The sequence below is a fragment of the Blautia ammoniilytica genome, assembly GCF_025566965.1.
In the GTDB taxonomy this organism is placed as follows: domain Bacteria; phylum Bacillota; class Clostridia; order Lachnospirales; family Lachnospiraceae; genus Blautia_A; species Blautia_A ammoniilytica.
The window spans coordinates 1-17,759 of sequence record NZ_JAOQJL010000009.1 but is presented as its reverse complement, the minus strand read 5'-3'; the positions used below and the strand labels follow the sequence as shown (position 1 = coordinate 17,759).

Annotated in this window: 26 protein-coding genes; 8 read left to right on the top strand and 18 right to left on the bottom strand. The window is 41.2% G+C overall.

Features of this window, described 5'->3' with window-relative positions; all coding sequences use genetic code 11:
* Positions 1–43 precede the first annotated feature (43 nt).
* From OCV61_RS05925 to murB, 4 genes are read right to left on the bottom strand one after another with little or no spacing between them, the layout of a single operon-like run.
* Positions 44–298 carry an HPr family phosphocarrier protein gene (locus tag OCV61_RS05925; protein ID WP_158421022.1) on the bottom strand — a complete coding sequence of 85 codons (255 nt, stop codon included), beginning with the start codon at positions 296–298 and terminating at the stop codon, positions 44–46.
* On the bottom strand, positions 295–1,254 hold the full coding sequence (gene whiA / locus OCV61_RS05920) for a DNA-binding protein WhiA (RefSeq protein ID WP_158421021.1): 960 nt from the start codon (positions 1,252–1,254) through the stop codon (positions 295–297). Before whiA ends, OCV61_RS05925 begins: the two co-directional genes overlap by 4 nt.
* Before the next feature lie 14 nt (positions 1,255–1,268).
* Positions 1,269–2,144 (bottom strand): RNase adapter RapZ, encoded by an 876-nt coding sequence (gene rapZ, locus OCV61_RS05915; RefSeq protein WP_158421020.1) that lies wholly within the window; start codon positions 2,142–2,144, stop codon positions 1,269–1,271.
* Between the two features lie 13 nt (positions 2,145–2,157).
* Entirely contained in the window at positions 2,158–3,069 is a 912-nt protein-coding gene (gene murB / locus OCV61_RS05910; protein WP_158421019.1) for a UDP-N-acetylmuramate dehydrogenase, read from the bottom strand.
* A gap of 190 nt (positions 3,070–3,259) precedes the next feature.
* On the opposite strand from murB, the gene OCV61_RS05905 reads away from it, so the two are divergent.
* From OCV61_RS05905 to OCV61_RS05885, 5 genes are all read left to right on the top strand, one after another.
* Positions 3,260–3,679, top strand: a complete 420-nt coding sequence (locus tag OCV61_RS05905; RefSeq protein WP_158421018.1) for a stage V sporulation protein AB — start codon at positions 3,260–3,262, stop codon at positions 3,677–3,679.
* A gap of 62 nt (positions 3,680–3,741) precedes the next feature.
* The gene (locus OCV61_RS05900; RefSeq protein ID WP_158421121.1) at positions 3,742–4,203 is read left to right on the top strand and encodes a SpoVA/SpoVAEb family sporulation membrane protein; all 462 of its coding nucleotides are present in this window, start codon (positions 3,742–3,744) and stop codon (positions 4,201–4,203) included.
* The gene (locus OCV61_RS05895) at positions 4,200–5,276 is read left to right on the top strand and encodes a stage V sporulation protein AD (RefSeq protein WP_158421017.1); all 1,077 of its coding nucleotides are present in this window, start codon (positions 4,200–4,202) and stop codon (positions 5,274–5,276) included. Before OCV61_RS05900 ends, OCV61_RS05895 begins: the two co-directional genes overlap by 4 nt.
* 39 nt (positions 5,277–5,315) lie before the next feature.
* A complete protein-coding gene (locus OCV61_RS05890) occupies positions 5,316–5,672 on the top strand; it encodes a SpoVA/SpoVAEb family sporulation membrane protein (RefSeq protein WP_158421120.1) in 357 nt (118 codons plus the stop codon).
* A 36-nt stretch (positions 5,673–5,708) separates the two neighbouring features.
* On the top strand, positions 5,709–6,341 hold the full coding sequence (locus OCV61_RS05885; RefSeq protein WP_158421016.1) for a stage V sporulation protein AA: 633 nt from the start codon (positions 5,709–5,711) through the stop codon (positions 6,339–6,341).
* Here the strand turns inward: OCV61_RS05885 and OCV61_RS05880 are convergent.
* On the bottom strand, positions 6,299–7,702 hold the full coding sequence (locus OCV61_RS05880; RefSeq protein ID WP_158421015.1) for a hypothetical protein: 1,404 nt from the start codon (positions 7,700–7,702) through the stop codon (positions 6,299–6,301). The two genes, OCV61_RS05885 and OCV61_RS05880, sit on opposite strands and share 43 nt — an antisense overlap.
* 23 nt (positions 7,703–7,725) lie before the next feature.
* Positions 7,726–8,580: a C40 family peptidase gene (locus OCV61_RS05875; RefSeq protein ID WP_262582710.1), complete on the bottom strand. Its 855-nt coding sequence runs from the start codon at positions 8,578–8,580 to the stop codon at positions 7,726–7,728.
* Between the two features lie 314 nt (positions 8,581–8,894).
* On the opposite strand from OCV61_RS05875, the gene OCV61_RS05870 reads away from it, so the two are divergent.
* Entirely contained in the window at positions 8,895–9,716 is an 822-nt protein-coding gene (locus tag OCV61_RS05870; RefSeq protein WP_262582709.1) for a hypothetical protein, read from the top strand.
* A gap of 243 nt (positions 9,717–9,959) precedes the next feature.
* Positions 9,960–10,463 carry a QueT transporter family protein gene (locus OCV61_RS05865; RefSeq protein ID WP_158421013.1) on the top strand — a complete coding sequence of 168 codons (504 nt, stop codon included), beginning with the start codon at positions 9,960–9,962 and terminating at the stop codon, positions 10,461–10,463.
* A gap of 64 nt (positions 10,464–10,527) precedes the next feature.
* On the opposite strand, the gene OCV61_RS05860 is transcribed toward OCV61_RS05865, so the two are convergent.
* The 9 genes from OCV61_RS05860 to OCV61_RS05820 form a co-directional block, all read right to left on the bottom strand.
* Complete coding sequence (locus OCV61_RS05860; RefSeq protein ID WP_158421012.1) at positions 10,528–11,013, bottom strand: sigma-70 family RNA polymerase sigma factor; 486 nt, start codon at positions 11,011–11,013, stop codon at positions 10,528–10,530.
* 133 nt (positions 11,014–11,146) lie between these two features.
* On the bottom strand, positions 11,147–12,559 hold the full coding sequence (locus tag OCV61_RS05855; RefSeq protein WP_055057334.1) for a recombinase family protein: 1,413 nt from the start codon (positions 12,557–12,559) through the stop codon (positions 11,147–11,149).
* Between the two features lie 77 nt (positions 12,560–12,636).
* Entirely contained in the window at positions 12,637–12,816 is a 180-nt protein-coding gene (locus OCV61_RS05850) for a hypothetical protein (protein ID WP_008688169.1), read from the bottom strand.
* A gap of 136 nt (positions 12,817–12,952) precedes the next feature.
* Positions 12,953–13,318: a type II toxin-antitoxin system PemK/MazF family toxin gene (locus OCV61_RS05845; RefSeq protein WP_055057333.1), complete on the bottom strand. Its 366-nt coding sequence runs from the start codon at positions 13,316–13,318 to the stop codon at positions 12,953–12,955.
* A 153-nt stretch (positions 13,319–13,471) separates the two neighbouring features.
* Positions 13,472–13,654 (bottom strand): hypothetical protein, encoded by a 183-nt coding sequence (locus tag OCV61_RS05840; RefSeq protein WP_055057332.1) that lies wholly within the window; start codon positions 13,652–13,654, stop codon positions 13,472–13,474.
* A 244-nt stretch (positions 13,655–13,898) separates the two neighbouring features.
* The gene (locus OCV61_RS05835; RefSeq protein WP_172677496.1) at positions 13,899–14,372 is read right to left on the bottom strand and encodes a sigma factor-like helix-turn-helix DNA-binding protein; all 474 of its coding nucleotides are present in this window, start codon (positions 14,370–14,372) and stop codon (positions 13,899–13,901) included.
* Between the two features lie 326 nt (positions 14,373–14,698).
* On the bottom strand, positions 14,699–15,130 hold the full coding sequence (locus OCV61_RS05830) for a hypothetical protein (RefSeq protein ID WP_055057331.1): 432 nt from the start codon (positions 15,128–15,130) through the stop codon (positions 14,699–14,701).
* Positions 15,131–15,134: 4 nt separating this feature from the next.
* Positions 15,135–15,347 (bottom strand): sporulation initiation factor Spo0A C-terminal domain-containing protein, encoded by a 213-nt coding sequence (locus OCV61_RS05825; protein ID WP_024720749.1) that lies wholly within the window; start codon positions 15,345–15,347, stop codon positions 15,135–15,137.
* 150 nt (positions 15,348–15,497) lie between these two features.
* Positions 15,498–15,815: a helix-turn-helix domain-containing protein gene (locus tag OCV61_RS05820; RefSeq protein WP_008688152.1), complete on the bottom strand. Its 318-nt coding sequence runs from the start codon at positions 15,813–15,815 to the stop codon at positions 15,498–15,500.
* A 179-nt stretch (positions 15,816–15,994) separates the two neighbouring features.
* On the opposite strand from OCV61_RS05820, the gene OCV61_RS05815 reads away from it, so the two are divergent.
* Entirely contained in the window at positions 15,995–16,201 is a 207-nt protein-coding gene (locus OCV61_RS05815; RefSeq protein ID WP_024720750.1) for a DUF6219 family protein, read from the top strand.
* A gap of 76 nt (positions 16,202–16,277) precedes the next feature.
* Here the strand turns inward: OCV61_RS05815 and OCV61_RS05810 are convergent, their stop codons facing one another.
* The 3 genes from OCV61_RS05810 to OCV61_RS05800 form a co-directional block, all read right to left on the bottom strand.
* Positions 16,278–16,649 carry a hypothetical protein gene (locus OCV61_RS05810; protein ID WP_008688148.1) on the bottom strand — a complete coding sequence of 124 codons (372 nt, stop codon included), beginning with the start codon at positions 16,647–16,649 and terminating at the stop codon, positions 16,278–16,280.
* Positions 16,650–16,658: 9 nt separating this feature from the next.
* Positions 16,659–17,231: an ArpU family phage packaging/lysis transcriptional regulator gene (locus OCV61_RS05805; protein WP_008688147.1), complete on the bottom strand. Its 573-nt coding sequence runs from the start codon at positions 17,229–17,231 to the stop codon at positions 16,659–16,661.
* A gap of 250 nt (positions 17,232–17,481) precedes the next feature.
* Entirely contained in the window at positions 17,482–17,721 is a 240-nt protein-coding gene (locus OCV61_RS05800) for a hypothetical protein (RefSeq protein WP_024720751.1), read from the bottom strand.
* Positions 17,722–17,759 lie beyond the last annotated feature (38 nt).

Sequence of the window (17,759 nt, the reverse complement as noted above, 5' to 3'; positions counted from 1 at the left end):
ATTCCTCTCTTTCATATGGCTTTAACATGCAAAGCACTGTATCTTACTGATTGCTCAGATATTTCTCAATGCTGTCCATCGCAGCTTCTTCATCCTCTCCATTTACATAAAGAGTGATCTCCTCACCTGTGTCCAACCCCAGTGTCATCATACCCATAATACTTTTGGCATTTACTTTTTTCTTGCCAATCTCTACATGAATCTCACTGTTGAACTGACTTGCCACCTGTACAAGCTGAGCAACAGGACGCGCCTCCAGACCAGTAGACAGATTAATGATGATTGGTTTTTTGATCATAATAATTCCTCCTCGTCCCCCCTCAGTTCCTCCGCAATCATTGAAAGCTTTCTCAATCTGTGGTTTACACCTGACTTTCCCACCTGAGGGTTCAACATCATTCCTAATTCTTTTAATGTAGCCTCCGGATATTGCAGCCGCAGTCTGGCGATCTCCCCCAGGCCTTCACTCAGGCTTTCAAACCCGGCCTTTCTTTCGATCAGTCGTATATCCTCCACCTGCTTCACTGCTGCATTTACCGTTTTGTTAATATTCGCAGTCTCACAATTCACCTTACGGTTGACTGAATTACGCATTTCTTTCAGGATACGGATATTCTCCAGATCCATCAGTGCCACATTCGCCTCCATAACGGCCAGTATATCAACGATCTGCGCACCTTCTTTCACATAGACCACGTATGATTTCTTACGTAAAACGATCTTCGCATCAATATGAAAACTGCGGATGATCTCCTGCAACTGTTGTGCTTTTTCTTCATCAGGACAGACAATCTCGAAATGGTATCCTTTCTGTGGATCGCTGATGGAACCTGATGTAAGAAAAGCTCCCCGTATAAATGCGCGCTTACAGCAGTTCCTCTGAAGGATCATTGTATTGCCAAGCTTAAGCGTACCATCGCTGCTTCCCTTCACAACAAGCTTCACAGCCTCAAGAATTTCCAGAGCCTGTTCTGTCTCCCGTGTGGTCACATGATAAACTCTACATCTCTTAAGATGTGCGCTCTCATGAACGGTAATATCTGTTTCTATATTAAATGTTTTTTGCAAAATTGTAAAGCACTTTCTTGCAACCCACTGATTTTCCGTCTGCACCCATAAAACCAGTTCCTGACCCTGGGTACACTTCAGTTTGCCGCATAACAGATACATCGCAGCCAGCTCTGCGATCTGGCAGTGCCTGGATGCTCCTGTACGCTTGGAAAGTTCTTCTTTCACCATCCCTGAAAAAGACATCTTCCCACTCCTTTTTATTTTTTAAGAAGCCGGTCCTTCTCTACATCCCTGTGTTCCAGGCGAAAACCGTACTCATTATTCTTGATCAGCCTGCTGTATAGTTCCCTTGCAATGGTAACAGAACGATGCTTGCCGCCTGTACATCCTATGGCGATTACCAGGCTTGTTTTTCCCTCCTGAACATAATTGGGAATCAGAAAATTCACCATATCCTCCAGCTTTCCCATAAACCTTTTGGCAGTCTCATTGTCCATTACATAATTAAATACACTGTCATCAAGCCCTGTCATAGGCCGAAGTTCATCCACATAATAAGGGTTTGGAAGGAAGCGGACATCAAATACCAAATCAGCATCTGCCGGGATCCCGTATTTGAATCCAAAGGATAGGACAGAGATCATCATATTCTTAAATTCTTCATTGTCCACAAATATCTTGTCTATTTCCTGACGCAATTCCCTGGTAAGCAGATGGCTGGTATCGATAATATAATCAGCCTTTCTGCGCAGGAACTCCATTTTCTTCCTTTCCAGACGGATCCCTTCATCGATCCGTCCGGACATTGCCAATGGATGACTCCTTCTTGTTTCTTTATATCGTTTCACAAGAACAGAATCCTCTGCATCCATAAAAAGTATTTCAAACTGATAACCTGCTTCCTGCATCTTATCCAGGATCAGTTCCAATTCTCCCATGGATCCGCTTCTTGCATCAATACCAAGCGCTACATTCTGTACATCCTCTCCGTGGATCTCCGGCATCAGTGATACAAACTTCTCAAGAAGCGGAATGGGCAGATTATCCACGCAGAAATATCTTGCATCCTCCAGCATTTTTAAGGCTGCTGTTTTCCCTGCGCCTGATACTCCTGTCACAATCACAAATCGCATTTTTTATCTCCTGTTAAAAATCTCCCAGAAATTTTACTTCCGGTTCAAGCTTTACATTGTATTTCTCGTAAACTGTTTTCTGCACATGTTCCATCAGCTCACATACATCCCTGGCTGTAGCACCCCCCGTATTGATCACAAAGCCACAGTGCTTTTCTGAAACCTGCGCTCCTCCATGGGTGTACCCCCGAAGGCCGCTGTCCATGATCAGCTTGCCTGCAAAATATCCTTCCGGGCGCTTAAAAGTGCTGCCTGCACTTGGATATTCCAGCGGCTGTTTGCTGATCCTTCGCTGTGTCAGATCCTTCATTGTTTCCCGGATCTGATCCGGATCCCCTTTTTTCAGGGAAATCACTGCTTCGAGCACCATATATCCGGCTTCTTTGATCACACTGGTTCTATATCCCATTGCCAGCTTCCCGGCAGGGATACGACGGATCTGCCCTTCACTATCCAGTACAGTAGCTTCTTTTAGCACATCTTTCATTTCGCCTCCATAGGCCCCTGCATTCATCACCACAGCCCCGCCTAATGTACCAGGAATGCCTGCAGCAAATTCAAAGCCTGTAAGAGAAGCTGCTTTGGCTGCCTGGGCGATCCCTGAAAGGAGTGCTCCTGCCTGTGCACGGATGCAATCTTCCTCCACCTGGATCTGCGCCAGATTTCTGTATGTCTGAATGATCACGCCACGAAAACCACTGTCGCTTACCAGCAGATTACTTCCATTGCCCAGGATAAAATATGATTCTTGCTCCTGGATACATATCTCACGGATCTTCTTTATTTCTTCTACTGTATTAGGAAGGAGAAAAAGATCTGCCGGCCCTCCGATCCGGAATGTTGTATGACGGCTCATAGGCTCGTTTGTAAGCACCCTGTCATTTCCCAGCAGTTCTGTTAATTCTTCTATTAATCTCTGTTTCACAAAAAAATCCTCTATCTTTCTATTCAAGTACGCTGTCTATTTTACCATCTGATGAAAAAAAAGTACAGGATAACACATATTTTTTTCTTTTTTCCAAATACTATGATTACAGTGTTAAAAGGTCCGATCCACTTATGCTTATGCGAAAGCAGGTAAATGACCTTAAAACATGCTCAAGGAAGGAGCTTATATGTGGAATCAGTTATTGCTTATTATGATTGGTTTTTCCGCAGGCATTATAATTGCAGGCGGAGAAGTCGGCCTTCTCATCGGCCTTTCCATTATTCCCAGATATGCAGGGATCACCCATACCGGAAAACATATCTTATTATATGAAGATTCCATTCTTCTTGGAACTGTTCTGGGAAATCTTTTTTTCCTTTGGAAATGGCAGATTCCTGGCGGATTACTCTTTCTCATTCTCTATGGTCTTTTCTCAGGACTTTTCCTCGGCGGCTGGATCATGGCATTAGCAGAAGTAGCAGACATTTTCCCTATCTTTGCAAGACGAGCCAGATTTTCAGAAGGTCTGCCCAAAGTGATCCTGTCCATTGCCCTGGGAAAAACCTTAGGATCTTTATTCTACTATTATAAAGAATGGTTCCCCTAATCTTAAGATCTGTAGGTCCTTACATTATAAATCATCTGCAGCAGGAGGTTGTTATGGATAATATGAACAAGCAGACTGAGCAAAAAGAATATGAGAAGTACGTAAAAGAAATCACTCCATCCCATAATCTTGGTATAAACATGGCAAAAGCCTTTCTTACCGGAGGGCTGATCTGTATGGCCGGGCAGGGGATTACAAATCTGTTCCTCTGGATGGGCAGTGATCTGGATGAGGCCCGGATCTGGTGTTCTGTTACCCTGGTTTTCATCAGTGTATTGCTTACCGGGTTAAATATTTACCCTAAGATTGGGAAATTTGGAGGCGCAGGAAGCCTGGTTCCTATCACCGGATTTGCAAATTCCGTGGCAGCACCTGCTATTGAATATAAAGCAGAAGGCCAGGTTTTTGGTATTGGCTGCAAAATCTTCACCATTGCAGGACCTGTGATCCTTTATGGCATTTTAAGTTCCTGGTGTCTTGGCATTATCTATTACATTTTAAAAATGATAGGAGTAGCATCATGAATATAACAGAAAATCAACAGACAGGCAAAGCAAGCATATCCTTCCACAGGCCTGTATTTATCCAGAGCTGTGCATCTGTTGCAGGAAAAAAAGAAGGAGAAGGTCCACTTGGTTCCTGCTTTGATCAGGTATGGGAAAACCCAATGTTTGGAATGGATACCTGGGAAGCCGCAGAAAGTACCATGCAGAAACAGGCCGCCTTTCTTGCTATCCAAAAGGCTGGTCTTAGTCCGCAAGATCTGCGGATGGTTTTTGCAGGCGATCTTCTTGCCCAGACTACTGCCTCTTCCTTCGGAATTGCCGATATGGGCATTCCCTTTTACGGACTTTTCGGTGCTTGTTCTACCATGGGTGAATCACTTTCCCTTGGCTCCATGGCTGTAGCAGCCGGTTATGGAGATCATGTTCTCTGTGCCACCTCCAGCCATTTTGCCAGTGCAGAAAAGGAATTTCGTTTTCCTTTAGGCTATGGCAATCAAAGACCTTTATCTGCCACCTGGACAGTTACAGGAAGCGGTGCCTGCATTCTTTCTTCTGCTCCACCAGCTGAAAAAAGCACTGTCATGCCTTCTCCTCTTCGTACCGGAAAAAGCTGTATACAAATAACCGGAATCACCACAGGAACCCTGGTGGATTATGGCTTTAAAGATTCCATGAATATGGGGGCCTGTATGGCACCTGCCGCCTGTCACACCATCTGCCAGAATTTACTGGACTTTCATAGAAAGCCATCCGATTATGACCAGATCATCACCGGGGATCTGGGAGATGTAGGACAACATATTTTGCTGGATCTTCTCTTAAAAGAAAACATTGATATCCAAAGCCGTCATCAGGACTGCGGCCTTCTGATCTTTGATAATCCGTCCCAGGATACACATTCCGGTGGCAGCGGCTGTGGCTGTGCTGCAACTGTTCTTGCTGCCTATATCCTGCCAAAGCTTCTTTCCGGCGCATGGAAAAAAGTTCTTTTTGTTCCTACTGGAGCTCTTCTTTCCAAAACCACTTTTAATGAAGGCGATTCCATTCCAGGTATTGCCCATGGAGTTGTATTGGAGCATGTTTCTTTGTAATGCAAAAAACCTGAAGAAAAAACATAAATGGAGGTTATTATGGATTACCTGAATGCATTCTGGGTGGGTGGCCTAATCTGTGCCCTGGTCCAGATCCTACTGGATAAAACAAAACTGATGCCAGGAAGAGTAATGGTGCTTCTTGTATGTACCGGTACACTTCTGGGTGCACTTGGGCTTTATCAGCCCCTGCTGGATTATGCCGGGGCCGGAGCGGGAGTCCCCCTTCTTGGATTTGGAAACACATTATGGATAGGAATGAAAGAAGCTATTAATGAAAACGGCGTGCTTGGACTTTTCACGGGAGGCTTTACAGCCTGTGCTGCCGGCATTTCAGCAGCCCTGATTTTTTCCTATATTGCCAGTCTGATCTTTAAACCTAAAATGAAAGAGTAATTCAAGTCGAGCAACCAAAACAATGGAGGAAGAAATATGAGCGACACCCTTTATATCCAGACAGACGAAAACATGGAGGTGCATCACCCCCATGTTTATCTGCAAGATATCGTTAAGCTGTCTTGCAGCAATTCTAAAATTTTAAACAGACTTCGCGTACTGCCTGTGGCCAGCCTGGATCCCAAACGCCCTGGGCGATATGTTCTGTCAGCCATGGATCTGATCCGCGAAATCCAGAAGAAGGAACCAGATCTGGAGATCACTCACATTGGAGAGCCTTCTTTTATCATTACTTACCAAACGAAGCCCAACACCTCTACTGCATGGTGCTGGTGTAAAGTGATCTTTGTCTGCCTGGCTTCCTTTTTCGGTGCCGCCTTCTCCATTATGACCTTTAACAATGATGTGGATGTACCTGCCCTTTTCCAGCAGATCACTGCACAGGTGACAGGCCAGAATGGCAGTTCCTTTCCTGCACTTGCTATCTCTTATTCCGTAGGCATAGGTCTTGGTGTATTATTTTTCTTCAATCACTTCGGTCATATCAAGCTGACCGATGATCCTACTCCCATGCAGGTGCAAATGCGGCTTTATGAAAATGATGTAAATACAACAATTATAGAGGATCAGGAACGGTTCTTTGACGCCTTAACAGTAGAGAATAAATGAAAATGCTGGCAGAACAATGCTCCGGATTGAAGCTGCCCCATACTCATCCAGTCTCCATTGATAGAAGTAGGCCTTCTGCCTCCTACTGCGGAATCTAAAATCAGATACTTCCCATCAGAGCTTCTGTACTTTGCAATTGCCAGATAATGACCCGGTACAAGTGCAACAGCTGTACCGCCTTTTCTTAAATGTTTCTGTAATTCTGCAAAGGATCCTGTCAGGCCATCATACTTAAAGCGATATTTCTTTCCCCATTTCTCAGCCACATCTGGATACAGGGTATCAGCTGTGCCCGCATTGTAAAAATAGTGTCCTCTGGCAGCAGAAAAACGTGCCAGCCTCTCAGGAGGAATATAAGAACCATTTAATGCATAAATAGCATTCACAAGAGCCATCACACCGCATCCGGAAGTAGATATGGTTCTTGGGCCTATATTCCCATCTTTATAAACGGTTTTTCCATATTCCGGATCATATTGGGAATATACGACCGTAACTGTGCGAGTGGATTTTTTCTGAAAATCCCATGCCTGAGTCTGATCCAGTGCAGCCTCTGTAGTTTCTCCCTTCGCATTCAATGCCAGCTTACGGCTGTCAGTCAGCAGATAATAGAAATCGCCTTTTTTCTGGATGCACACTTGTCTGCTGTTATCCACCTGAAGGTATCCTTTTTTCACATTCTTAAGGGTATAAAGACCAGTTCCAATATACTTCACATCATAGGTGGTTTTCTTCAGTGTATCTGTGCCTACCAAAGCAGGACATAACGTATATCTGCCGTCTGCCAGAATCTGCCCTGTCCGCACTGCAAAATGGAACATGCTGCTTTTAAATCTGGATGTAGGGATCCATCCCAGATAATACTGTCTTTTTTTCTGGATCATTACCTGGGTCCATTGCCCCTTTTCCCCAACCTTAAGGCCACTGTCAGCCTGAGCTGCATGAATAAACCGCTGGGAGCTGCTGTTCTTTGGAACCTTATAAATATCTATACCGCTGGAAGATCCTACGTACATGCCTTCTCTTTTACCGGATGGCTGCTGCAGAAAACAGCTGGCAGATGCATATCCCTTTTTTCTGGTTCCATCTTCTGCCTTATAAACCAGCTGCATGGTATTTCCAAAAAACTTGACAATCTTGTATTCTTTATAAGTACCCTTTCCTGCCACGCTTGTCATTTCATGGTCACTGTAAATGGGAAAAGCTTTCTTTGACAGCGGATAGGCATGAAGACAGGCGGAATCTGTAATCTCCGTAAAAGAAGCAGCCCTGACCTTCGCTGTTCCTAAAAGCATTAGAATCGTCAGGCCAATAATAAAAGCCGCCTGATACAGGGTGCTGATCTTTCTTTTCTTATTCATTACTCTTTCCCCTCTTAACCGGCTCAGAAGCCAATGATCCTTTTGCAAAGAACCATATAGCGTTGTCCATACTGTACTCTCTTAATACATACACCGCCTGTAGGATATACATATCCATAATGACCGGAAGCATTCAGCATCATACCCTTTCCAATGTAGATTCCCACATGGCCAATGGCACCGCTTGTATCCTTATCCAGATAAAAAAGAAGATCGCCTACTTTCATTTTATTTAATTCTTCCTTAGTAAGAGGTGTATTCGTATTATGCCAGAAGATCTGTCTGGATACTCCCTCCAGTGTAATGGTATGATACCAGCTTGCAAGATTCCTTCCTGCCATCTGGAAGCATTTTCCCACAAAGCCAGAGCAGTCAATACCATCTGTCATGGACAGTCCTCCAAGTATAAAAGGTGTACCGAGATATTTCATACCTGTTTTGATAGCTTTATCAATAATACGGTTGCTTGAATACTTCTTTGCATTCAAGGAAAGAAGCTTAAGCTGTCCCATTCGCACATATGCTGTGGCCTTCTTGCCTTTAGCATCCTTAAGATTATCCATATATACAGGAAGCCATGCATATTTCTTGTTCATTTTCAGTTTTTTTGTATTTACCACTACAGCATCTCCAAATCCCAGTACCCCATATTGCTGAGATTTTGGTGATGTACGTGCATATACCGGAACCCCTGTCTGTGACGGATTATATGCCAGGACGATCCTACCCTTCTTTGCCTTTACGATACAAGAATTCAAAGTTCTTGAATAGGTTGTGGCTGCTGACACCCCTACTGGAACAAAGGTTCCTACCAGCATCGCCAGGATACAGATCAAAATGAAATCCCTGATCCCCCGCTTTGTTACTCTTTCTGTCATGTTGCAATATCCTCTCTTTCCTTTTCTATTTCTATGGTAAGTGAAATCCATTGTGTAAATTTCAGCTTATACCCCTTTTCTGTATTTCAGATGCCGTACAGATGTATTTATTATACAGAATCCCGCATTTAAACACAAGAACGATCCTACAAAATACACCCTTATTTTCCCAAAGGTTGCTATGCACTCCGTTCACAACAGCATTGCTGTCATAAGTGCTAGTGGCAGATGGAAAAAAATATGGCATAATGAAAGTGGAATAACCGTACAGACTCATAACTGGTCTGGATACCAAAGGAAGGAAGGTTGATCAAATGTTAAAAAAAATATCAGGGATCATTCTCATCATTGCCGGATTATTTTTTTTCGTAACAGCTATCAAAACAATTTTTGTGGATATTCCAAAGGCAAAATCCGCTCTGAAAGAAGTTGTTTATGTAGGAGACGAAGCTCTTCATGCCGAGAACGAAGGAAAAACGGTAATCGTATGTGGTACGCTTGAATTGACAGAGCCCTCCTATGACGATGAACTGGGACTTGCGTTTGACAGCATTCGTATTTCACGTTCAAAACAGACTATGCGGCGAGACAAAAGCACCTCCAATTCAAAACAAACCTTAAAAAATTTAACTGACGAGGAAAAACGATATGGCGTTCTGAAATGGGGCACAACAACTTCGGAAAAGACTTATTCCGGTGAAGGTAAGATTGGCGATTATACACTTTCACAGGATTTTATTGATGCAATAAGATTGAATACAACCTGGGATCATTATGATGAAGCAGAGCTGAAAGCCGCCGGTTATGCTTATGTGCCAGACAGCAGCTTTACACAAAAAGATTTCATAGAGCCTCTGGCTCAGACACAGCGGAATAATGCTGAAAATGATGTACGTTATTTTTATAGTGCTTCCGATTTCAAGACAGGAGACACTGTGACAGCACTTGGTATACAAGACGGTCAAACACTCAGAAGTGCGCCGGAGGTTACCGATAATCTGCAAAAAGGTGCACTGGATCGAGAAACAGCCATTAAACAGGGAGGTGCACCTGGGATTGGAGCATCTATTTTTTCAATTGTTTTTTCACTTCTGCTTCTGGCAGGCGGTGCAATTAGGTTTACAAAAAGCAAATAGTTTTTCCTTGCATTCCTCTTCCAAATATGCTATACTCATGCCCGTTGAAAAGCCCATAAAAATAAGGTCTTAAGCGGCTTTTCCGCCGATTCCCGGCGTAGGCCATATACCTTCGGTATATGCCTCCGCGGCATTCGTCAAATGTCCATGCAAGCATGGCCGCTTGACTCATTGCAGCGCGAAAATGAATCGAGTGTTCGTGACCTTCCACTCGTAAAACAAAACTAAAGGAGACAAAAGAATATGAAAAACAAAAGTACCCTGTTTCTGGTACAGGCAGCACTGATCGGTGCCATCTATGTAGTACTTACCCTTGTATTTGCACCCTTCAGCTATGGAGAAGTCCAGGTACGTATCTCAGAAGCACTGACCATCCTTCCTTATTTTACACCGGCGGCAATCCCCGGATTATTTGTAGGATGTATCATTGCCAATATCCTGGGCGGCTGTATCCCGGTAGACATCATCTTCGGAAGCATTGCCACACTGCTGGGCGCAGTTTTTACTTACAAGCTGCGTAATTCCAGTCGGTTCCTTGCCCCGCTTCCACCTATCATCTCCAATACAGTGATCGTGCCTTTCGTACTTCACTATGGATACGGCATTAATCTTCCTATCCCATTGATGATGCTGACTGTAGGTGCTGGCGAGATCGTTTCCTGCGGTATCTTTGGACTGATCCTTCATAGTGCTCTTTCCAAATTCCGCGGTTCCATCTTCTCAGGTTCCAAAACAGCAGCCAGATAAGCAGGTTTACGCTTATGTTATATTAGACGGACTTACCTCTTGTTCAGAGATAAGCCCGTCTTTTTCAAATTAATTCCTTAAGCCGGTTCAGGATCCGCTTTTCCAGTCTGGAGACCTGCACCTGGGAAATCCCCAGTTCTGCCGCCACCTCCATCTGCGTCATATCCTGAAAATACCGCATACAAATCAGCTGCCGTTCTCTCTTATCCAGATGTGCCAGAAGTTCTTCCAGTAAAATCCGATTCAACAGCTTTTCCTGCGGGTTTTCCTTATGCGCCAGCTTATCTGACAGTGAAATTTCACTGTTTTCTCCCTGATAAACAGACTTTTGAAGGGACTCCACCTCTGCCGCAGCCTCCATAGTCATCACCAGATCTTCCACAGGCATTTCCAAAGCCTTCGACAGTTCCGTGATCATAGGCTCCCTGCCCATGGAATATTCCAATTCTTCTCTCTTTTTATATACACGATAATAATTTTCTTTCAAAGAACGGCTCACCTTCAAAAGGCCATCATCCCTCAGATATCGTTTGATTTCACCTGCGATCATAGGGATAATGTATTATAGTGGAAATTTTGAAATTTCCTTTATCCAATAGGGTAATTATCTTGAATAAGATATATGAAATTTTACACGCAAGAAGATATATCCCCTTGCGATGTATTAACTATAGAAATGTAATTTACTGTAGTGTCAAAAGATCATTATACTCAATTTCAACATAATCATTCGATATTTTAATCTTTTTGATATATTCACGTACAGTCTTCTGTCTTTCATTGAAAGACATGAACTCCCAGCTGTCAGCAACACTTTTGAATGCTTTAGCTCTTGCTGTCATATCTTTAGCTCTGGTGTTCTTTAATGTGTACTGTTCTATCTGTGTATTCAGATTTTCCAGTTCTTTATTGATCTCACCAATTGTCTCCAGCAGGACACTATTATTGGTATCGGATGCATATAAATTATACAGGGATTTCAGCTTACCTTCAAGAACTGATTTTCTCTGGTTCATAGCTTCAAATCCTTTTTGATTTTGCTGTTCTGATTTTTCCTCGATTACCTCATACTCCTTTGATAATTTCAGCATATCACTAACAACAACATCTTCAACTTCAGCTGCATCCAATTTTCCGTTCTGGCAATTTGGATTCTTAACCAAGTGCGGTTTACTATGGTCTAATGAGTAACAGTAAATCATCACTCTTCCACCGCTCCATTTTTGATAACGCATCTTTGCCCCACATAATCCACAATATATTAACCCAGTAAGTAAATACTGTGATTTATGAGAAGTTGCTCTCGTTCTTGTTTTTCGTAATTCCTGAACTTCATCAAACAGTTTTTTATCAACTATCGGCTCATGAAGACCATCAACGATTTCTTTATTATATTTGAGCTTTCCAATGTATGTCACTCTGGACAACATATCGGACACTTGCTTGTCTCCTTTTAAATCGAACATCTTTGCCAGTGCATACGTGGAATAGCCTTCCTTATATAATTCAAAAATCTTTCTGACTGTTTCTGCATCTTTATTTGGCACAAGAACGTCATCACCGTTATTATAGTCATAACCAAATGGTGGTTTCGTCCCTCTCCATTTTCCGGTTTTGATTCTCTCTGTAATTCCCATCTGTGTACGTTCACGAATGTTTTCACGTTCATACTGAGCAAATACAGATAAGATACCTACCATTGCTTTTCCATATGGTGTTGTTGTATCAAAGTTCTCATTTAAAGAAATAAATCCAACATCATTTGCTTCAAACACATCTTCAAGAAGATAAATCGTATCTTTCTGGCTTCTGGACAAACGATCAAGTTTAACAACTACAACTGATTCCACTTTGCCCTCTTGAATTTCTTTAATAAGACGTTTCATCTCCGGTCGATTCAAATTGCTTCCTGAATAGCCACCGTCAATATACAAATCATAATTATCAATCTCCTGATAATTACAATACTTTTCAAGCTTCTCCGTCTGAGCACCTACTGAATATCCTTCTTCAAACTGAAAATTTGTAGAAACTCTGATATACAATCCTGTTTTTTTATTATTTGAGGTATTCTTTCCAATTCTTATGTTTCTCACCTCGCTCTTTCCTCCTCTCACGTACACTATACCATCTTTTCAGAGAAATTTCAACTTATTTTATTTATTAAAGTAAGTTATATAAAATTTCTTCTTTCAGCTGCATCGACTTTAATATTATCAACTGCTCCCATCTCTTTATTCATCTGATATAAGATCTGACGAACTACCGGGGAATCCAATTTGAATCTTTCTAAATCTTTATCTTCGATCACATTACCATTTGCATCATATCTTCTTACAATTTTTAATGCCATCGCAATCCCTCCCTTTATAAATCATATTCAATCGTCTCTAAAAAATCACCAGAACCTCTCGTCCTGTATTGTCATTCTTTTGTGTTGTCTACATTTTATGACGTCGTTTTCTGTTGAATTGTCGAAAGCAGGAATATCATTTCTCGCTTTCGTTCATTCCCATTTGAATCCGTACCGCTTTCAGCACCCGATCCAGGCTCCACTTATTTACTCTTCCGCATTTCTCAATAATGCATTTTGTAGAAATGCTCATAACCTGTTCAGCCAATGCCAGGCTTCCTTTTCGAATCCCTGTCATATCGTATTTACTGATAAATACATGTGTTGGTAAATATCGCTTCTTATATATTCTTGATGTCAGCGGAACTACTGTAATGACTGAACTGTATGTATTGGCTTTATTATTGCTCACTACGATCACCGGTCTTACACCACCCTGAACAGATGTTGTAGGAAACATACCGAGATCTGCCCATAAAATATCTCCTCTGCGGATTGTCATTTGTCCTCTCTCCAATCTATTATTTTTATTTGTAAAGCATCCATAGCGCTATATTGGCTCCACAGGAATACGGCAGAGTTTCTTTCCCATAGGGAAAGCTCTGCCGCATAACCTCTATAGCCAATTTGATTATTAAACAGTGCTCGCTCGATTCTATTTATCCTCGATACCCCGAATCGTTACTCCTGCATATGCAGGAAGGGAATAATAACCTGCCCGAATGCATACTCCGGACCACAACCCAAAAACTCTCGTTTCCAGGCTCCAGCAGTTCATAGGTTTACCAGTTACAGACTTCTCAGGATCTGCAAGTGTATCGCATCTCATACATATCATCGCATCACCAGCCTGCCAGCTGGCTTCGGTCAGTGCTTTTTCGCAGCATTACAGACTGAACTAAAAATCTTGGTTTTGTCTTATAATCCTATAGCGGCATCTTCCTCGTGCTCTCTGCATGAAATGTCACGTCAGTTATTATTGGATATTCAGTTATCATGGTTCATTTTAGGAAGTCCTTTAACTTCCTCTAATTACTAAAGTCAAATGACTTTGGCAAATGCAAAAGATTTTGAAAAATTTTTTAAAAAAATTTATTCATATACATTTCACGCATCTTATTAAGAGTGGATTTCAGCTTGTATGACAGCATCTGTCTGGAAATCCCCATAATCTCCGCCATCTGTGTCTGTGTCTTGTTTTCAAAGAAAATGCCATAAATAATCATGCGTTCCTCTGAGTTCAGCTGATTGATCACTTTGTGAATATCCTGCTGTTCCATTTTTGTCAGTACACAGTGCTCCACATCGCAGTTCAGATCTGGAAAATCCTCAATCATGAAGCCTTCTCCATCAATGGACTGACCACTGTAAGGTACTTCTCTCAGCATCTTATCCACAACCTCACCCAGTTCGTTCTTAATCTCAACTTTTTTTGCCTTGCTGCTTCTATAAAAATTATTCATCGCATACGCAACTTCTTTTGTAATCTCGATCATTTCTCCATCAATATTTGCGTAATACTTTCCTTCATAAAAATATGGGTGTTCAATATACATATCCGTTCCTCCTGAATTTGAAATCTTGTTGCTCGTTTCAAATCCAGAAGGCGGACCTCTGTTTAGAATCATGCCTGCTCCGCCTTTATCCTGCCGGGATACGCCCGCAGTTATTGGCTGAGAAATTCAGGCACGAAAAAAAGCCCCAGTAGTTTTTTCTTAACTACTGAGGCTTTCGTCTCTTTCTTGTATTCAGTTATCTATGCCTTCTTTCATCAGCATAATCATTGTATCAGGATAAAGTTCACAAAGTATCCGCAATATGTTCCCATAAGTTCATATCATTATTGGAATCGTACATATTTCAGTATAAAAAGTTCACCGTGTTATTCTTCTACTTCTTTTCCATCTATATATAGTTGAAATTTATCAGGATTATTGACAACATCATAGTCCTTTCCATATTCTACAGGTCTGTATTCGGCTGTCATTACCGATTCCCCATCTTCAATATCCTCTTTCCATAAATAGATGTTCATATCAAGACTCGTCGCATATCCCCTGTCTGTGGAGAATTTTGTCGAATAAAAAGAATCATCCTTGTACATCTGCAAAAGCTCTCTTACAAACGCTTCTCTATCCTCAATATTTTTCCGGTTAGCAACCACGGTTAAATTTTCATCCCGATTTACGGAAAATGTTCCAACTACATCCGGTTCGCCTTCCTCATGACCAGATTCAGATTTCCCATAAATACTTCCTGCAGCAATTATCAAGATCACTGCTCCTGAAATCAATGCAATTATCTTTTTCTTCATATTTTTATTTTCCTTTTAGTTTTTTTACTGCGTAATTGATTACTTCTTCCGGTGTAGGTCTTTCTCCTTTAAGTGTCATTTTCTTCCATTCTTCCTGCACAGCCGGATCAGGATTATCAAATCCTGCATCTATGGCTATCTGCATTTCTCTGCGTACTTCTTCTGGTGTTGTGTTGTACTTTTCTGCAATCTTCTCATAAATAGTTTTTTCTCTCATTCATTTTCCTCCGATATATAACTGGATTTACAACTTGTTCTATAGAACCAATTTAGCATATTTCTATTATCATGAAAAGACACTTTACAACTTAAATCTGAATAAATGGTCAAAAAAAGAAGAGCTACTTGCTCTTCCCAGTTTGTCATATCACTCTTCCAATAATGTGTGAATTACTTTGATGATTTTTTTCTGTTCTTTGATTGGAAGTTTTTCAATTTTTTCTGTCAGTTCATTTGTAACACCTGTAACTGAATGTGCCACAACATCAATTAAAAGAGTATCTGCAGAAACATCTAACGCATTTGCAATTGCAACAAAGGTATCCAATTTTGTAACTTTCAAGCCTCTCTCTATTACACTCACATGCGTCGGGCTTAAATTTACTAATGCAGCCAGTTCCTCTTGTGTGAGATTTTTTGCTTCTCGTGCCGATTTGATTCGCTGTCCTACTGCTTTCAAATCCATCGTAACACCTCCTCCGGAACGAATAATCGTTCTGGATTTAGTATACTTGTGGATGTCTTCAATATACAGAATCGCAAAACCAAGTTCTAATTCTATAGAACTATATTTCAAGATTTTCTTTGCATTTTCGTAAAAAAGCGTTATGATTGAATCAGTTAAATCAAAGGAGGTATCAAATCATGAAATCACATAAATACTGGTCCTTAGGCGCACTTTTCTGTATGTTGGGATGCATTTATTCTGGAATCAAAAAATCTATGACTGCACATAAATACTTTGCCTATTCTTCATTGCTTTGTATTGGCATGTCCATTTATTCCGGTCACAAACTGGTTTCTCCAAAGAAGAAAAAAATCACTGAATCAAATAATAGTGAGAATAGTTAAATGAAAATTTGACCTTTATTCATCAAAGACAAAGTTGCTGGAGAATATTTTTTCTCTCCAGCAACTTTCTTTATCTTTAAGCCATTGAAATACAATACTGTCCAATCAGCTTCGTCCAACTATTATATTTATTCTTTTCACACACCTTTCGGCAAATTTCATTTTCCATCAATACACAGAACATCTTATCATAATCAAATGCCCAAACAGCACCATTCACATGGTTTTCCACTGCTTTCTGATCTATGCTCTTTAAGCGTGTGACCATTTTTTCAATTTCTCCATTTCCCAAGTTACCGATATTTTTGCAGATAAACCGAAAGAAATTCAACGTTGCATATTCGTCATGCCAATGGAACTCTTCTGGATTGTTTTTAATTTTACTGGCTCGTTGCTGTTCTTTGATTATCTGATCAGCTACACCTTTCATCGAATCTTCGTATCTCATATTATTCACCTACTCTTCCTCTACGCCCAGTGACGGTTTAAATCTTTTATCCTTTGCCTGCGGTACCACGATCTCATAAAAATAAAATCCTAAATACCCAAGTGCCTGCTTCTTCATTTTATAAAATGAAGTCCTGCCTATTCCTAACTCCTGTTGTACTTCCACATCTGTCTTATTATAATGACTGCAAAAACAGGAATGAAGGATCTCACTGAGCATCACACCATTCGGTGCATAGAACTTAACCAGTGTCATTCCACGATAGATCATATCTGACAAGCCATAAATGATCATCAGGTTATTCATTTCCCGGTGCATCTTTGGCACATTCAGCTGATTGTTATAAATGCTCAGATAACTCAACGCATATGCCATATCTTCATTGATTTTCTCCTGGCACTCCATATCCAGTTCTTCTAACACAATCTGATTTTCCAAAATCAATTTCTGATAGCTTGTCATCAATTCTTTAATATCAGTATAATGTCTTTCAATCGTTACTTCCAAATAATCCTGTGCATGGCTTGCCATCTGGAAGGTAATCTCTTTCATTGATTTAATTGCATAATCTCTGTCTGTCATCAGTTTCAAAATCTCCTTATCATCATCACACTAACTGGCGGTCTTTCAGACCAGTTCGCTTTCCCCATGATTTTGATGGGAAGCAATTACTTACTACAACTTGCAGAAGCGGATATCCAAAAGGCATTGTGGGAGCTGCCTTTGCTGACCGGAATCCATCTTCTTATGTAAAACCTGCAGGAATAAAAAGGGAAAGTGACTATCCCTGCCGGTTAATAATCCAAATAATATCGTCTATACCAAGCTCTCCTTATGCTGTTTTTCTCTCCATAAACCATTTATCCACTTCGTAAAACAAGTGGCTTTCCTGCCCTTGTATCATACAGGTGTACATCATTCCTACACCGCCTGCCTTTCTGCTGGCGCATCGCTCGATTTTCAAAATTCTGTCAATGCTATACTTTCTTCCATCCTCCCATGTAAAAAATATGGGAACCAGCTGTCCGTTTTTCCGAAACTCTGCTACTACATCTACATATACTTTGTTCATGCCGACACCTCACTATAAAATCTCAATTGCTCTTGGCG

Bases quoted from the DNA above. Each gene is read 5' to 3' on its own strand.
- OCV61_RS05925 (WP_158421022.1), bottom strand. From the start codon at position 298: ATGATCAAAAAACCAATCATCATTAATCTGTCTACTGGTCTGGAGGCG.
- whiA (WP_158421021.1), bottom strand. From the start codon at position 1,254: ATGTCTTTTTCAGGGATGGTGAAAGAAGAACTTTCCAAGCGTACAGGA.
- rapZ (WP_158421020.1), bottom strand. From the start codon at position 2,144: ATGCGATTTGTGATTGTGACAGGAGTATCAGGCGCAGGGAAAACAGCA.
- OCV61_RS05905 (WP_158421018.1), top strand. From the start codon at position 3,260: ATGTGGAATCAGTTATTGCTTATTATGATTGGTTTTTCCGCAGGCATT.
- OCV61_RS05900 (WP_158421121.1), top strand. From the start codon at position 3,742: ATGAACAAGCAGACTGAGCAAAAAGAATATGAGAAGTACGTAAAAGAA.
- OCV61_RS05895 (WP_158421017.1), top strand. From the start codon at position 4,200: ATGAATATAACAGAAAATCAACAGACAGGCAAAGCAAGCATATCCTTC.
- OCV61_RS05890 (WP_158421120.1), top strand. From the start codon at position 5,316: ATGGATTACCTGAATGCATTCTGGGTGGGTGGCCTAATCTGTGCCCTG.
- OCV61_RS05885 (WP_158421016.1), top strand. From the start codon at position 5,709: ATGAGCGACACCCTTTATATCCAGACAGACGAAAACATGGAGGTGCAT.
- OCV61_RS05880 (WP_158421015.1), bottom strand. From the start codon at position 7,702: ATGAATAAGAAAAGAAAGATCAGCACCCTGTATCAGGCGGCTTTTATT.
- OCV61_RS05875 (WP_262582710.1), bottom strand. From the start codon at position 8,580: ATGACAGAAAGAGTAACAAAGCGGGGGATCAGGGATTTCATTTTGATC.
- OCV61_RS05870 (WP_262582709.1), top strand. From the start codon at position 8,895: ATGTTAAAAAAAATATCAGGGATCATTCTCATCATTGCCGGATTATTT.
- OCV61_RS05865 (WP_158421013.1), top strand. From the start codon at position 9,960: ATGAAAAACAAAAGTACCCTGTTTCTGGTACAGGCAGCACTGATCGGT.
- OCV61_RS05860 (WP_158421012.1), bottom strand. From the start codon at position 11,013: ATGATCGCAGGTGAAATCAAACGATATCTGAGGGATGATGGCCTTTTG.
- OCV61_RS05850 (WP_008688169.1), bottom strand. From the start codon at position 12,816: ATGGCATTAAAAATTGTAAGAAGATATGATGCAAATGGTAATGTGATC.
- OCV61_RS05845 (WP_055057333.1), bottom strand. From the start codon at position 13,318: ATGACAATCCGCAGAGGAGATATTTTATGGGCAGATCTCGGTATGTTT.
- OCV61_RS05840 (WP_055057332.1), bottom strand. From the start codon at position 13,654: ATGATATGTATGAGATGCGATACACTTGCAGATCCTGAGAAGTCTGTA.
- OCV61_RS05835 (WP_172677496.1), bottom strand. From the start codon at position 14,372: ATGTATATTGAACACCCATATTTTTATGAAGGAAAGTATTACGCAAAT.
- OCV61_RS05830 (WP_055057331.1), bottom strand. From the start codon at position 15,130: ATGAAGAAAAAGATAATTGCATTGATTTCAGGAGCAGTGATCTTGATA.
- OCV61_RS05825 (WP_024720749.1), bottom strand. From the start codon at position 15,347: ATGAGAGAAAAAACTATTTATGAGAAGATTGCAGAAAAGTACAACACA.
- OCV61_RS05820 (WP_008688152.1), bottom strand. From the start codon at position 15,815: ATGGATTTGAAAGCAGTAGGACAGCGAATCAAATCGGCACGAGAAGCA.
- OCV61_RS05815 (WP_024720750.1), top strand. From the start codon at position 15,995: ATGAAATCACATAAATACTGGTCCTTAGGCGCACTTTTCTGTATGTTG.
- OCV61_RS05810 (WP_008688148.1), bottom strand. From the start codon at position 16,649: ATGAGATACGAAGATTCGATGAAAGGTGTAGCTGATCAGATAATCAAA.
- OCV61_RS05805 (WP_008688147.1), bottom strand. From the start codon at position 17,231: ATGACAGACAGAGATTATGCAATTAAATCAATGAAAGAGATTACCTTC.
- OCV61_RS05800 (WP_024720751.1), bottom strand. From the start codon at position 17,721: ATGAACAAAGTATATGTAGATGTAGTAGCAGAGTTTCGGAAAAACGGA.